The 14,377-nt window shown below is 51.2% G+C and carries 12 protein-coding genes; 11 read left to right on the top strand and 1 reads right to left on the bottom strand.

Annotated elements, in window-relative coordinates; all coding sequences use genetic code 11:
- Positions 1–7 precede the first annotated feature (7 nt).
- The 11 genes from ACK5LI_RS13650 to ACK5LI_RS13600 all read left to right on the top strand — a co-directional run bounded on the left by ACK5LI_RS13650 (position 8) and on the right by ACK5LI_RS13600 (position 11,775).
- Entirely contained in the window at positions 8–1,903 is a 1,896-nt protein-coding gene (locus ACK5LI_RS13650; protein WP_416950285.1) for a fumarate reductase flavoprotein subunit, read from the top strand.
- A gap of 12 nt (positions 1,904–1,915) precedes the next feature.
- Positions 1,916–2,701 carry a fumarate reductase iron-sulfur subunit gene (locus ACK5LI_RS13645; RefSeq protein WP_416950283.1) on the top strand — a complete coding sequence of 262 codons (786 nt, stop codon included), beginning with the start codon at positions 1,916–1,918 and terminating at the stop codon, positions 2,699–2,701.
- Positions 2,688–3,527, top strand: coding sequence for a fumarate hydratase (locus ACK5LI_RS13640; RefSeq protein WP_416950281.1), 840 nt, complete (start codon positions 2,688–2,690; stop codon positions 3,525–3,527). Before ACK5LI_RS13645 ends, ACK5LI_RS13640 begins: the two co-directional genes overlap by 14 nt.
- Complete coding sequence (locus ACK5LI_RS13635) at positions 3,527–4,072, top strand: Fe-S-containing hydro-lyase (RefSeq protein WP_416950279.1); 546 nt, start codon at positions 3,527–3,529, stop codon at positions 4,070–4,072. The genes ACK5LI_RS13640 and ACK5LI_RS13635 overlap by 1 nt, the downstream gene beginning before the upstream one ends.
- Before the next feature lie 19 nt (positions 4,073–4,091).
- Positions 4,092–5,408, top strand: a complete 1,317-nt coding sequence (locus ACK5LI_RS13630; RefSeq protein WP_416950277.1) for a malic enzyme-like NAD(P)-binding protein — start codon at positions 4,092–4,094, stop codon at positions 5,406–5,408.
- 140 nt (positions 5,409–5,548) lie between these two features.
- Complete coding sequence (locus tag ACK5LI_RS13625; RefSeq protein WP_416950275.1) at positions 5,549–6,892, top strand: SLC13 family permease; 1,344 nt, start codon at positions 5,549–5,551, stop codon at positions 6,890–6,892.
- A 24-nt stretch (positions 6,893–6,916) separates the two neighbouring features.
- Positions 6,917–7,765 (top strand): sulfide/dihydroorotate dehydrogenase-like FAD/NAD-binding protein, encoded by an 849-nt coding sequence (locus tag ACK5LI_RS13620; RefSeq protein WP_416950273.1) that lies wholly within the window; start codon positions 6,917–6,919, stop codon positions 7,763–7,765.
- Positions 7,752–9,182, top strand: a complete 1,431-nt coding sequence (gltA, locus tag ACK5LI_RS13615; RefSeq protein WP_416950271.1) for an NADPH-dependent glutamate synthase — start codon at positions 7,752–7,754, stop codon at positions 9,180–9,182. The genes ACK5LI_RS13620 and gltA overlap by 14 nt, the downstream gene beginning before the upstream one ends.
- 262 nt (positions 9,183–9,444) lie before the next feature.
- A complete protein-coding gene (locus ACK5LI_RS13610; RefSeq protein WP_416950269.1) occupies positions 9,445–9,609 on the top strand; it encodes an FAD-binding oxidoreductase in 165 nt (54 codons plus the stop codon).
- A 6-nt stretch (positions 9,610–9,615) separates the two neighbouring features.
- Positions 9,616–10,503, top strand: a complete 888-nt coding sequence (locus ACK5LI_RS13605; RefSeq protein WP_416950267.1) for an FAD-binding oxidoreductase — start codon at positions 9,616–9,618, stop codon at positions 10,501–10,503.
- 69 nt (positions 10,504–10,572) lie between these two features.
- Positions 10,573–11,775, top strand: coding sequence for a (Fe-S)-binding protein (locus ACK5LI_RS13600; protein ID WP_416950265.1), 1,203 nt, complete (start codon positions 10,573–10,575; stop codon positions 11,773–11,775).
- Between the two features lie 631 nt (positions 11,776–12,406).
- Here the strand turns inward: ACK5LI_RS13600 and ACK5LI_RS13595 are convergent.
- Positions 12,407–14,074: a sigma-54 interaction domain-containing protein gene (locus tag ACK5LI_RS13595; protein ID WP_416950263.1), complete on the bottom strand. Its 1,668-nt coding sequence runs from the start codon at positions 14,072–14,074 to the stop codon at positions 12,407–12,409.
- Positions 14,075–14,377 lie beyond the last annotated feature (303 nt).

Genomic DNA, 14,377 nt, shown 5'->3' with positions numbered 1-14,377 from the left:
GTGTTCAATGCAAGTTATTTATACCGACGTTCTGTGCATAGGCGCAGGTCTTGCCGGTGAGCGTGTAGCCGTTGAAGCGGCTATGGCGGGTTTCGACGTTGTGTGTCTTTCAATCGTACCGCCACGGCGTTCGCACTCTTCGGCAGCTCAGGGCGGCATGCAGGCTGCGCTTGGTAACGCCATTATGGGCGATGGAGACAGTCCAGATGTTCATTTTGCAGATACCGTAAAAGGCTCTGACTGGGGATGTGATCAGGAAGTAGCAAGACTGTTTGCCGACACCGCTCCTCTGGTTATGCGCGAAATGGCCCACTGGGGTGTGCCGTGGAACCGCGTAGTGGCCGGAACACACACCTACTATAAAGGCGGCAAGCCTTTTGAAGCGGAAGAGAAAAAAGAAAAACACGGTCTCATCCATGCCCGTGCCTTCGGCGGCACTGCCAAGTGGCGTACCTGCTACACATCAGACGGCACAGGGCATTCCGTTCTCTACACTCTCGACAATATCTGCTTGCAGTACGGTGTAAACATCCATGACCGCGTTCAGGCGGAAGCCATCATCCATGACGGGCAAACCTGTATGGGCTGTATCGCCCGCTGCCTGCGCACCGGCGAGCTGATTGCCTACTTTGCCTCTGCAACGCTTATTGCCACGGGCGGCTACGGACGTATCTACCGTGCAACAACCAACGCTGTTATCTGTGATGGCGGTGGTCAGATTGCCGCGCTGGATACCGGCATCGTTCCCATGGGTAACATGGAGGCTGTCCAGTTTCACCCCACAGGCACCGTGCCTACCGATATTCTGGTAACAGAAGGCTGCCGCGGTGATGGCGGCACACTTCTGGATGTCAATGAATACCGCTTCATGCCCGATTACGAACCGGAAAAAGCAGAGCTTGCCTCCCGCGACGTTGTATCCCGCCGTATGACGGAGCACATGCGAAAAGGCCTTGGGGTAAAAAGCCCTTACGGCGACCACCTGTGGCTTGATATCCGCCACCTCGGTGAAAAGCACATCACCACCAACCTGCGCGAAGTATATGACATCTGCACCAACTTCCTCGGTGTGAACCCCATCCATCAGCTCATTCCCGTACGTCCCACACAACACTATTCCATGGGCGGCGTACGAACAGACAGAGACGGTGCGGCTTACGGCCTGAACGGGCTTTTCGCAGCAGGCGAAGCTGCCTGCTGGGACATGCACGGGTTTAACCGTCTTGGCGGCAACTCACTGGCCGAAACGGTCGTGGCCGGTCGCCACATCGGCAAAAAAATCGTGGAGTTCCTCCAAGGTCATTCCACGACATTCTCCACAGCGGCCATGCGCGATGCTGCAGCCAAAATGAGCCAGCGCATCAGCGATATCGCTTCAGGGCGTAAAGGCAAAGAAAGTGCCGTCGGTCTGCGTAACGAGATGCAGGACATCATGATGGAAGGTGTCGGCATTTTCCGTAATGAAAAAGACCTGAAAAACGCCGTGGATAAGCTTGTTGCACTCCTTGAGCGGTCTGAAAAAATCGGTCTGCAATCCAACAGCAAAGGATTCACGCCGGAAATGTCTCTGGCGCTTCGCGTGCCCGGCATGATCAAGCTTGCACTGTGCACCGCACACGGCGCGCTGATGCGTACGGAAAGTCGTGGTGCTCACACCCGTGAAGACTTCCCCGAGCGTAACGACCGCGACTGGCTGAATCGCACGCTTTCCTACTGGAAAGAAGGCGAGTCTCTGCCCACGCTGAAATACGAAGAAGCCTCACCCTACTTTGAAATGCCTCCCGGTGAGCGTGGCTACGGCGGCGGAAAAATCATCTACGCCGATATCCCGGAAGAAAAATTGAGAAAGCCCGACACTACGGCTGAAGCCAAGCCCGAAACCAAGTCAAAGAAAAAGGCATAGGAGGGATTCTTTATGAGTCGCAAACTTCACATAGAGGTATTCCGGTACAATCCCGCCATTCCGGACATCAAGCCGTACATGCAGTCGTTCTACATTACCGAATTTGACTCCATGACACTGTTCATCGCGCTGAACATCATCCGTGACGAACATGACCCTTCGCTTCAATTTGACTTCTGTTGTCGCGCGGGCATCTGCGGGTCATGCGGCATGGTCATCAACGGACGCCCTGCCCTTGCCTGCCACACGCAGACCAGAGACTTGCCCGACCATATCGTGCTGCACCCGTTACCGGTGTTCAAGCTGGTCGGAGACCTGTCTGTTGATACAGGCATCTGGTTCCGTGACGTAGGTACCCGCATTGAGTCATGGATTCACTCCAGCAAAGAGTTTGATCCGAACACCGAAGAAACCCGCATGGAAAACCAGCTCGCCAACGAAATATTCGAGTTGGACCGCTGCATTGAATGCGGGTGCTGTGTCGCAGCCTGCGGAACGGCAAGAATGCGCGAAAACTTCATCGGCGCAACATCCATTAACCGCATCGCCCGCTTCTATATGGATCCCCGCGACGATCGCAGCGAGGACGACTACTACGACCTCATCGGCAATGACGCCGGAGTGTTCGGCTGCATGGGGCTTTTAGCCTGTGAAGACGTATGCCCCAAAAAGATTCCGCTTCAGGACCAGCTGGGTATCATGCGCCGTATGCTGGCCGTCAACTCCGTTAAAGGCATTCTGCCCGCATCCGTGGTTAAAAAACTGCAACACAAGGGGTGCTGCCATGAAAAGCATTAAAGCTGGAGAATTGCACGCTGCCGTACGGGATATGATTCTGGATGCCAACCGCGTGCTTGGCAAAGACGTATACAACGCTTTTGAAACCTGCATGGCACAGGAAAGCACAGACTCCGGCAAAGAGGTATTGCGCCAACTGCTCGAAAATGCAGACCTTGCCGCCGAAACTGGGCTTGCCCTTTGTCAGGATACCGGCGTTGCCATCTTCTTTGTTGAGATGGGTGAGGACGTACGCATTGAAGGCGGCACACTGAAAGACACCCTGAACGCCGCTATGGTGGAAGCATATGACAAAGGCTACCTGCGTAAGTCTATGTGCCACCCGCTGACACGCAAAAACACCGGCGACAATACGCCTTCCGTTATCCATACCGAGATTGTCGCAGGCGATACCCTGAAAATCCGCTACATGGCCAAAGGCGGTGGCAGCGAGAACATGTCGCGCTGCACCATGCTTACTCCTGCTCAAGGTTGGCAGGGCATTAAAGACTTTGTCGTCAAACGCATGGCAGAAGCCGGCCCCAACCCCTGCCCGCCTACAATCGTGGGGGTAGGCATAGGCGGCACCTTTGACCTTGCGCCTACGCTGGCAAAAGAAGCGCTTTTCCGCCGGATTGATGAGGTTCATCCAGATCCTGAAATCGCAGCCATGGAAAAAGAACTTCTGGATGAAATTAATGCGCTGGGCATAGGCCCTATGGGACTTGGCGGCAAAACAACCTGCCTTGCTGTCAAAATTGCCATGCATCCTTGTCATATTGCCAGTCTGCCGCTGGCCGTCAACGTGCAGTGTCACTCTTCGCGGCACAAGGAGGTTGTATTCTAATGGCTACCTACTATCTGAACACTCCGCTGCGTGATGAAGACATGGTGCAGCTGAAAGCCGGTGATGTCGTTTTTCTGAACGGCGAAATCTACACAGCGCGTGATGCCGCACATAAACGAATGATGGACACGCTGGATAAAGGGGAGAAGCTGCCCTTTGAAGCTCAGGGTTCCGTTGTCTACTACGTAGGCCCCACCCCTGCCCCTCCCGGCCGTCCCATCGGTTCTGCGGGCCCGACAACCAGCGGCCGTGTAGACGTTTATACCCCACGCATGCACAGCCTCGGTGTCAAAGCCAGCATAGGCAAAGGCAAGCGTAATCAGGATGTTGTGGAGGCATTGAAAAAATACAAAGCCGTATACTTCGGCGCTACCGGCGGTGCCGGCGCACTCCTTTCGCAGTGCATCACCGCATCTGAAGTAGTCGCCTACGAAGAGTTAGGCCCCGAAGCCATCCGCCGCCTTACTGTTAAAGACTTTCCGCTGCTGGTCATCAACGACTGCCACGGCGGAGAATTGTACGTAAAACCCGCTCTTGACCGCTAGCAAGCAGGAGGATTCCGCTATGGCTCTGTTCACTAAAGAAGAAGCATTGAAATATCACGAAGTCCCCCGTCGCGGTAAGGTTGAGGTTATCCCCATCAAACCCTGCCGCAACCAGAAAGACCTTTCCATGGCATACTCACCGGGCGTTGCAGAAGCCTGCAAAGCCATCAAAGAAAATCCTGAGCTTGCCGAAGTCTACACGGGACGCGGCAATCTGGTGGCCGTAGTGTCCGATGGAACAGCAGTGTTGGGCCTTGGAAACATCGGGCCGTTGGCAGGCAAACCTGTCATGGAAGGCAAAGGTGTCCTCTTCAAAACATTTGCCGACATCGATGTCTACGACATCAACCTGAAAGCATCCAGCGCCGGCCAGATTATTGAAATTGTAAAAGCCCTTGAGCCTACCTTCGGCGGCATCAACCTTGAAGATATCAAGGCTCCTGAATGCTTCTACATCGAGGATACGCTCAAGCGGGAAATGAACATTCCGGTTTTCCACGATGATCAACACGGGACGGCCGTCATTTCCGGTGCGGGTCTTATTAATGCGCTGGAAATTACAAACAGAAAAGTTGAAGACATGAAGGTTGTTGTCGTGGGAGCCGGTGCAGCCGGTATCGCCTGCGCCAAATTCTACGTTGCTCTTGGCATTGATCCTGCCAACATCTTCATGTTCGATTCCCGTGGCCTGATCCACAAAGGTCGCACCGACCTGAACCCGTATAAAAAGCTCTTTGCGCAGGCACAGGATGCCGGCTCGCTGGCAGACGTAATGAAAGGTGCGGATATGTTCCTTGGCCTTTCCACTAAGAACCTTGTATCCAAAGACATGGTCCGTTCCATGGCAAAAGACCCGATTCTGTTTGCCATGGCGAATCCCGACCCTGAAATCTCTTACCCTGACGCAAAGGAAGCCAGCCCGAACTGCATCATGGGAACAGGCAGGTCCGACTTCCCCAATCAGGTTAACAATGTTTCCGGCTTCCCGTACATCTTCCGCGGTGCGCTTGACGTAGGCGCTGCTGAAATCAACGAAGAGATGAAAGTAGCTGCTGCGCAATCTTTAGCCGCACTGGCCAAAGAACCCGTTCCTGCTGAAATCTGCGACATGTACGGCGTCAAAGAACTTACGTTCGGCGTTGATTATGTCATTCCCAAGCCCCTCGATCCACGCGTGCTGGTGTGGGAAACCCCCGCGGTGGCACAAGCTGCTATGGACTCCGGTGTTGCGAAAAAGCCCATTGCCGACATGGAAGCGTACAAAAAACAGCTCACCCAACGCTTTAATGAGTCGCGCAAGCGCATTGCCGGAGTTGTAGAAAGCTACGGCCTCTAAACTCCCGACCTAGGGTGTCCGTATTTCCTGCCATTAATACGGACAGTTATTTGGCCATCCCGCACCTGCTGCAGGATGGCCCTCTCCCCTCACGCGCCCAAAACCAGCCGGATGAATCCTTCCGGCAGGAGGATAGAGTAATGAAACGCGTATTGCAGATATTAGGCCTTACAACTTTCATTCTAATTATTGCTTTTGGTGTAGCTTTTGCCGCTGCGGAAGGCGGGCAGGACATGACCAAGGCTTACCTTACTCTGGCCACGCTGGCAGTAGCCGCTGTTCTCTTTTTCACAGAAGTCATCCCGCTGCCCATCACAGCCATGCTGGTGCCTGTTACTCTTTCAATTTTCAATATCGTTCCGGCAAAGGCGGCTTTTGCCAACTTCGGTAATAGCTGGGTGGTCATCTTCATGGCTATGTTCATTGTAGGTGAGGCAACCTTTATTACAGGCTTTGCAGACAAAGTAGGCAAAATGACCGTTAAGCTGTCAAAAGGCAGCGAGGTACGCCTTCTCATATTCTCCATGGTCTCCGTAGGTGTTTTATCTGCCTTTCTGAGCAACACTGGAACCACCGTTGTGGCAATTCCCATGATTATGGGCATGTGCGCCAGTGCAGGCATCCGCCCCGGCAAGGTACTGATGCCGGTAGCATTTGCAGCCAGCCTTGGCGGCACCATGACTCTTGTCGGTACGCCTCCCAACGGCCTCATAAACTCCGTGCTGGAAAAAATGGGCCCTGCCGGTATTCAGCCTTTCGGATTCTTTGAGTTCGCAAAATTCGGCATCATTCTGTTCATTGTGGGTATTGCGTACTACGCACTCATCGGACACCGCATGCTGCCTGATTCAGACGCTGAATGCCATTTGGACGATGAGGAAATCGAACGGCCTAAGCGTCCTGAAAAAATGATTTGGTCGCTGCTTATCTTCCTTTTCGTAGTTGTTGCTATGGCTACCAACTTTCTGCCGCTGGTCACTGCCGCCGTACTGGGTGCATGCCTTGTGGTAATTACAGGCTGTATGACCATGCGCGAAGCCTTCCGCAGTATTGACTGGGTGACCATCTTCCTGTTTGCAGGCATGCTCTCCATGAGTACGGCAATGGACAAATCCGGCGCAGCGGCCCTTATCGCAGAAAGTGTTGTCCAGCACGTCAGCAACCCGTACGGTATAATGTTCGTCACCTGTTTGCTGACCATCTGTATCACCAACTTCATGTCAAACACCGCGACTGCTGCGCTTATGGCGCCTCTGGCAATTCCGATCGCCATGCAAAGCGGTATCAGCCCGCTGCCGCTGGCCATGGGCATCGCCATGTCCGCTTCAGCATGCTTTCTGACCCCTGTCGCTACGCCGCCTAACACAATCGTACTTGGCCCCGGCAAGTACTCCTTCCTTGATTACGTCAAGGCCGGCTGGCCGCTGCAGATCATCAGCCTGATTCTGAGCGTTCTTTTAATCCCCATGATCTGGCCCTTCTAGGGCACACGGCAGGCAGAAAGAATCATGAGCAATACAATAGTTAAAAAAGAACGGCTGATTCTCGGGCAGACAAGCAAGCTTGTCATCGAAGCGCCGCATATAGCGGCAAAGGCAGAGCCAGGCAGCTTCATCATACTCCGCGTGTGTGAACAGGGGGAGCGCATCCCCCTTACCATCGCAGATACGGATAAAGAAAACGGCACCATTACCATTGTATATCTGGTGTTAGGTAAAAGTACCGCATTGCTGGAAGAACTGAATGAGGGCGACCAAATCCTTGATCTGTGCGGTCCTCTAGGCAAAGCCACACATATCGAGTCCGGCGGCACTGTAATCTGTGTGGGCGGCGGTACCGGTATAGCCGCCATGCACCATATTGCCAAAGGCCACCATCGTGCGGGTAACCATGTAGTAGCCATAATCGGTGCACGAACCAAGGAACTGCTGCTTTTTGAAAAAGAACTAAAAGCCTTTGCCCCAGAGGTGCTCATCTCTACTGATGATGGCAGCTACGGGCGTAAAGGGTTGGTGACCGAACTTCTTAAAGAAAGGCTGGAAGCCGATAAAAGCATTACCGAAGTTGTCGCCGTAGGCCCTGTGCCCATGATGGAGGCAGTTGCACGTACAACAGAACCTTTCGGGGTAAAAACAACTGTCAGCCTGAACTCGATCATGGTGGACGGCATAGGCATGTGTGGAGCCTGCCGTGTGACTGTAGGCAACGAGACCCGTTTCGCCTGTGTAGACGGGCCGGAATTTGACGGACACAAGGTTGACTTTGCCGAACTGCGTCAACGTCTAGGAGCGTTCAAAGTTCTGGAGCGGGAATCATACGATCATCATTGCAGGTGCAGATGTAATGAAAACAAATAAAAAACAATTAAGACCCCGTGTCCCTATGCCTAACCAACCACCGGATGAGCGCATAGGCAATTTCGACGAAGTCGCCTTAGGGTACACACTGGAAATGGCAAAGGAAGAGGCAGAACGATGCCTGCAATGTAAGAAACCCAAATGCGTAAAAGGCTGTCCTGTTGAGGTTCCTATCCCGCAGTTCATTGAAAAGCTTACGCAAGGCGACATAGACAGCGCTTATGCCGTATTTAAAAGCACAAACAGCCTGCCTGCTGTGTGCGGCCGAGTCTGTCCGCAGGAAATTCAATGCGAAGGTGAGTGCATCCTGAATGTTAAAGGTCATCCAATAGCTATAGGCCGGCTGGAACGCTTTGTTGCTGACGAGTATATGCATCGGGATGCCTGCGGACTGATCACCGGCAAGCCAGAATGTCCGCTTATCGACCCTGAAAAAAAGGTTGCCTGCATCGGCAGCGGCCCTGCCAGCCTGACTGCTGCAGGTTATCTTGCTGGCCGTGGATGCAAAGTGACTGTTTTCGAAGCGCTGCATGAGCTTGGCGGTGTTCTTGTCTATGGTATTCCGGAATTCCGGCTACCCAAGGAAAAAATCGTCGCCAAGGAAATCAACGCACTGAAAGAGCTTGAAGTTGAATTTGTCCGCAACCGCGTAGGTGGCAAGACATTCTCAATCAAAGAGCTTTTTGCTGCTGGCTACAAAGCGGTCTTTATTGGAGTCGGTGCCGGATTACCCAAGTTTCTGGGCATTCCCGGCGAAAACCTAAATGGCGTTTTTTCTGCCAATGAATACCTTACCCGTGTCAATCTGGGCAGAGCTTACAGCTTTCCCGACTTTGATACCCCTATAATCAAGGGTCGCAGAGTAACCGTATTCGGCGGCGGAAATGTAGCAATGGATGCAGCCCGAACAGCCAGAAGGCTTGGTGCCGATTCTGTCCACATCGTCTACAGGCGCACTGTAGCTGAAATGCCGGCACGCCACGAAGAAGTAGATCATGCCATAGAAGAAGGGATAAAAATGCAGGAGTTATGCTCTCCTATTGCCTTCATGCCTGACGAAGAAGGTAATCTGGGCAGCATAAGACTTCAGCAGATGCAACTGGGAGAGCCTGATGATTCAGGCAGGCGGCGGCCTGAGCCTATAAAAGGAAGTGAGTTGATACTGTCCACAGACCTAGCCGTCATCGCCGTTGGAACACGCTCAAATCCAGTCTTGCTTGAAGCTGAGCCAGAACTGGCTCTGAACAAGTGGGGCTACATTAAGGTAGACAAGCAAACCTGTGAAACAAGCATGTCCGGTGTGTTCGCAGGTGGAGACATCGTAACAGGTGCAGCAACGGTCATCCTAGCCATGGGAGCAGGCCGAACAGCTGCCAAAGAAATCGCCCGCAGGATTGGTTGTCATCCCGACGACTAGCCCTTATGCCCCGCCCGCTGCCGCCCGTCATCCAGTACGGCGGCAGCGGCATACGAGTGCTTTGCCTAATTATTTGTGATCAGGTGCTTCAAAAATTAACGTTTGTTCGGCTAATTATGTATTTTTTTGCTGCTGTTCTGTTCTGACAACTGCTCACCCTGCCTGTACTTCGACGATATCATAGGCCTTTAACAATATTTTTTTAAAGAATCTAATATTCCGCTACAAGTCTCATTTTTTCGCAGATGAGTTTGACTTCCACTTGCTAGTCATCAAGCTCGGCTCAAAGGACTTGCAGGCTGCTGTAGACACAATTGGCCTGATGTATCCTCCCGATCCTGCATCCACCAGCTTTTCTACTATCGGCGGAAACATTGCTGAAAATGCAGGTGGCATCCGAGCTGTTAAATACGGCGTAACCAAATAGTATGTAATGGGACTTGAGGTTGTTCTGCCCACCGGCGAAGTGGTGCGTACCGGCTCTAAGTGTATCAAGGACGTCGTGGGGTATAACCTGACAGAGCTTTTTGTCGGTTCTGAAGGTGCGCTGGATGTCATCACCAAGGCCGTCATAAAAGTTGTGCCTAAACCCGAAGCCCGTCGAACCATGACTGCCACATTCTCTACTCTGGAAAAGGCAGCCGAGGCCGTAAAAGCCGTATACGCCACCGGCGTACGCCCTGCTATGCTGGAGTTCCTCGACCGCATTTCGGTTGAAGCAATAGTAAAAAGCACCAGTTTTGAAGCTACTCCGGAAGAGGGAGCATTGTTGTTAATGGAAGTGGACGGAGCAGAAGCTGCTCTTGATTCTGACGTATTAAAAATCCAGAAAGCCTGCGAAGGCTACGACTGCATCACTTTCCGCAAGGCAGAAACCGAAACAGACCGCGAAGAGTTGTGGAAAGCCCGCCGGGCTTTGTCTTTTGCTTTAACGGAAATCTCCAACCAGTGGGAAAATGACGACATCTCTGTGCCCATCGCCCGCATTCCCCAGATGATCCGCAAACTGGACGAAATCACAGAACGCCACAACATCATCATTGCAAACTTCGGCCATTACGGTGATGGCAACATTCATATAGGCATGACCATCGGCAAAGGCGGCAGGCCTTTCCCGATGGTTGCCAAGGATGAAGTTATCAAAGCTGTTGTGGAGATTGAAGGGCGCATCGCAGCCGAACATGACATCGGTTGCGTTAAGGCGCATAACCTGCACTGGAATATAGATGCCCCGACCCTTGCCATGATGCGCAGCTTTAAAAAGCTGCTTGCCCCCAAAGACATTCTTAATCCCGGCAAAGTAATGCCCCGCGAGGTGTAGTGCCATGTCTAGAAAAAAAGCTGCCGATCTTTCACGGCTTCTTACTATCGCGCAGGAAGAAGCGCATAAATGTATCCGCTGCGGATAGTGTCGCACGGTCTGTCCAGTCTTCAGGGAAGAACCCGCAGAGCGCTATACTGCCCGCGGCAAAATTGCCATAGCGGTAGAAGTTCTAAGGGTAATCTGAAGCTGACGCCACGTGTACGTGAAGCTTTTGACAACAGCCTGCTGTGCACAGGCTGCGCCAGCCAGTGTTCCAGCGGAGCCAGAGCCGACAAAGTAATTATGGCCGTTCGCCGGACATTTGCTGATGAACTGGGCTTGCCTCTTGTCAAAAAGGCTCTGGGAAAGACGCTTACACAACCCGGTATGGCTTTGGATCTAGGTGCTAGGATCGATGCAGTTCTTCAGCCGCTGGTTTTCAGGGGAATTCCCGAAGACAGCGGCTTGCTGCCGCGATTTGCCCTGCCTCTGGTAGATGGTAATCAATATGTTCCCAAGGTTGCATCCAAGCCGCTCCGCAGCCGTGTCCGCAGGGCAGGCAACGCCGGTCAGCCGGAGGTCATATACTTCACGGGATACATGGCCAATTACGCCATGACTGAGATTGCGGACAACACCGTAAAATTGCTGAATACAGCAGGTGTAACTGTGACCGTACCGGAAAAACAGGCATGCTGCGGCATGCCCATGCTGGTCAGCAGAGACGCTGATTCCGTACGTAAGCAGGCAGAGCGTAATGTTAAAGCTCTTGCCGGAACACGTGGCCCCATCGTGGTAACCTGTGCTTCATGCGGCCATATGCTTCAGCACGGGTATCACGAGGTGCTGGGCGATAACGCAGAACTGAAGGCCGATCTGGACGACATTGCCGCCCGCACAACGGACATAATCACCTATCTGGTCAACGTCGTGGGTGAAGAGCAACTGTCCAGGTTGCTGAACCGTAAAAAGCCCGCCACGGTGACGTACCATGACCCATGCCACCTAAGGAAAGCGCAGGGAGTTACGGAAGAGCCGCGCAAACTGCCCTCACTTATTCCAGATGTCTATTGTAAAGAAATGAAGCAACCTGAAGCCTGCTACGGACTGGGTGGTACATACTGCATCGCTCATATGGAGCGCTCAAAGTCCATTCAGGCCAAAAAAATTGATGACGCACAGCAACCGGTGCAGACCGCATTGCCACAGCCTGCCCAGGCTGTATCATGCTACTGCGTGACGGTATCCGGCGTGGCCCTAATACTGCAATGTGCGCAAAACACATCGTAGAACTGTTAGCCGAAGCATTATAAAAGGCTAACATCATCAAGCCCCAAACGGCGCAGGAGGGCAACCCTCTCGCGCCGTTACTTTTTACCTTCTTTCCGAAACTGGCGAGTTAAACTTAGCATTGCCACAAAAAAGTAAACACCAAGTGTGTCCCCGCCATATTTGGCAGAGGATTAGGCAAGCCACTTTTATGTATTCTTTATTGAAACTCTAAAAAGTGACAAGACATTGCCAACTACATGAGCGATGTCCTGCTGGCGATTGCAATAACATCCAATATAATGTTAAAGTTATTATTGCTTATTTTACAAAACTACATAACAAGCTCATTTTAATATATACATGAAAAAACAAGACTCATGACCATGTATTATAATTATACAAATTAATATTCAGATGACTACATAACAAAATAAATTACACCCACTGTAACTGCACAATGCAATTTCAAAATTCAACTATCTGCCAATAAAACTAAGCAATTCTGGTTAAAGTATTTTTTAACCATGTTATGAAACAAACAGCAGCCCTCAAGAAAAAATAAAACATATCACAGAGCCGCAATACCCTGCGACATACACAATGCACCATCAGGCCAACGCTATTTCACTTAGCATTTCATCAGTTAGAACTAATACAAGGGCTCGTGTTCAATATAGTCTTTGTGTGCTCTGTATCTTTTAGCTTTTCTCGCAACCGTAGCTTGACTAACGCCAAGCTCCTTTGCTGTTTTATAGGTGCTGCCCGTTCTCTCCAGCGAGGCTAAAATCAATTCTTTTTCTAAGGATTCTACTGCATCGTTAAGTCTCACCGGCCTATGTTCTCTTTGCCTTTTACCCGTAGAACTAATGGATTCAGGCAGACAGTCTAGCCCGACGACTTCAGTTTCCGAAAGTTCAAACATCAACTCAATACAGGTTTTCAGTTCTCGCAGGTTTCCGGGCCAGGAATGCTCGCATAGAGCCTCCAGCACGGCAGGAGAAAGCAACCTTTTTTTGCCGGCATCTCGTTGGATACGCTTGAGGAAGAAGTCCACCCAGATTTTAATCTGCTGCGGATTCCCTCGAAGGGCAGGAAGTGTGACTACGAGCCCGCACAACCTGTAATACAAATCGCGCCGGAATTTACCAGAGTGTAACAAGCTATCTAAAGAATGGTTTGTGGCTGCAATCACCCGTATATCGGGAATGATCTGTTGCCGTCCCCCCACTCTACGGTATCCACTGCCATCAAGCAGATGCAGAAGTTTAACCTGCATTGCCAAGGGTAATTCCGCCACTTCATCAAGAAAGACCGTTCCCCCTTCAGCCAGATCAACCACGCCGAGTTTGCCAGCCTGCTTTGCGCCAGTAAAAGCTCCACCTTCGTACCCGAACAGTTCCGCTTCAAGTAGGTCAGGGGGAATAGCACCACAGTTAACCGGCACAAAGGGCTTACTTTGGCGATAACTCAACTCATGTATGCGAGAGGCTGCAAAGGTCTTTCCAGTGCCGGTCTCCCCCAGCAATAAAACGGGATGGTTAACGGACGCAGCTTTTGCCAATTCGCGCTGGACTCCGGTAAGATCGCTGGATGGCACCTCAAAAGTGAAATAATCATCTTTTCCCACCCGCTCATTATATGCTCTTGCTTCCCATTCATACCGCAAAAGCTTTTTCTGCAACTCCTCAATCTCAGTCATATCGCGAATGCACGCTATAACTCCCCACACTTCTCCAGCCTGATTATAAATCGGTGTACTCGTATTCAGGCAACGTATTCCACTTCTATAAACATCAAACATTGTTACTGGTTGCTTAGCCTCCATGGCCTTTAAAGTCACAGCTGTCTCCGTATACCCTAGTTCCACGGCAGACAGAACGTGCATCCCGGTAACATCTGATGCCTTGATACCGGCAATCCTCTCCATAGCTTTATTAACGCGAACAGTAATGCCGTGGCGGTCAATGACCCATATCCCGTCGTATAAAGAGTCGAGAAGCGTCTCCAATTCGTGAGAACACATCCCAAGGTCTTCAACGTCTCCTCCGTCTTCCGCAAGGAGAACAACTCTCTTTTGAAGGCTATCATCCCCCCATACCCACCTCATCGTATAGCACGAGGTATCTTTAAACCGGACTGTGACCATCCTCATCTCTTCTACGGACTGAACAGCCCTTCTTACCCCCTGTTCACACAAACAATTCAAAAATGATTCTTCCCGCTCAAGTAGTTTACGAAAATCAACAGTTACATAGCGCTGTAAATTAACGCGTTCAATTTTCCAATCATCTCCAGAGACTACAACATACCCAACCATATTGAGCCACCTCGTCCGAAAACTCTTTAACCGCCGTTATACAAGCTTTTACACCACACTTATAATGCAGTGTTGCATTATTTTTCAGAGTAAAACAAGTAAATTCAAGAAAGAACTACCTACAGCAATTCATAAATGACTCAATACAATCTTCAAGCAAGTCAAACATCCGTTAAAAACAATTACATTTCAGATAATTAAGCACACAGACAAAAAAATGGCACACTACATGCTCTTACCATCCCACAAAGCGCAATCAATTACCGATCTCACAATACAATCGGAAGCGCGAGTTGAGAAACC

It is taken from the genome of Oleidesulfovibrio sp. (assembly GCF_047973035.1).
Taxonomy (GTDB): domain Bacteria; phylum Desulfobacterota; class Desulfovibrionia; order Desulfovibrionales; family Desulfovibrionaceae; genus Oleidesulfovibrio.
The sequence above is the reverse complement of the archived record's forward strand: the minus strand, read 5'-3'. Positions and strand labels throughout refer to the sequence as shown.

Coding starts and splice junctions, on each gene's coding strand:
- ACK5LI_RS13650 (WP_416950285.1), top strand. CDS start 8: ATGCAAGTTATTTATACCGACGTTCTGTGCATAGGCGCAGGTCTTGCC.
- ACK5LI_RS13595 (WP_416950263.1), bottom strand. CDS start 14,074: ATGGTTGGGTATGTTGTAGTCTCTGGAGATGATTGGAAAATTGAACGC.
- ACK5LI_RS13645 (WP_416950283.1), top strand. CDS start 1,916: ATGAGTCGCAAACTTCACATAGAGGTATTCCGGTACAATCCCGCCATT.
- ACK5LI_RS13630 (WP_416950277.1), top strand. CDS start 4,092: ATGGCTCTGTTCACTAAAGAAGAAGCATTGAAATATCACGAAGTCCCC.
- ACK5LI_RS13605 (WP_416950267.1), top strand. CDS start 9,616: ATGGGACTTGAGGTTGTTCTGCCCACCGGCGAAGTGGTGCGTACCGGC.
- gltA (WP_416950271.1), top strand. CDS start 7,752: ATGAAAACAAATAAAAAACAATTAAGACCCCGTGTCCCTATGCCTAAC.
- ACK5LI_RS13600 (WP_416950265.1), top strand. CDS start 10,573: ATGTATCCGCTGCGGATAGTGTCGCACGGTCTGTCCAGTCTTCAGGGA.
- ACK5LI_RS13635 (WP_416950279.1), top strand. CDS start 3,527: ATGGCTACCTACTATCTGAACACTCCGCTGCGTGATGAAGACATGGTG.
- ACK5LI_RS13625 (WP_416950275.1), top strand. CDS start 5,549: ATGAAACGCGTATTGCAGATATTAGGCCTTACAACTTTCATTCTAATT.
- ACK5LI_RS13640 (WP_416950281.1), top strand. CDS start 2,688: ATGAAAAGCATTAAAGCTGGAGAATTGCACGCTGCCGTACGGGATATG.
- ACK5LI_RS13620 (WP_416950273.1), top strand. CDS start 6,917: ATGAGCAATACAATAGTTAAAAAAGAACGGCTGATTCTCGGGCAGACA.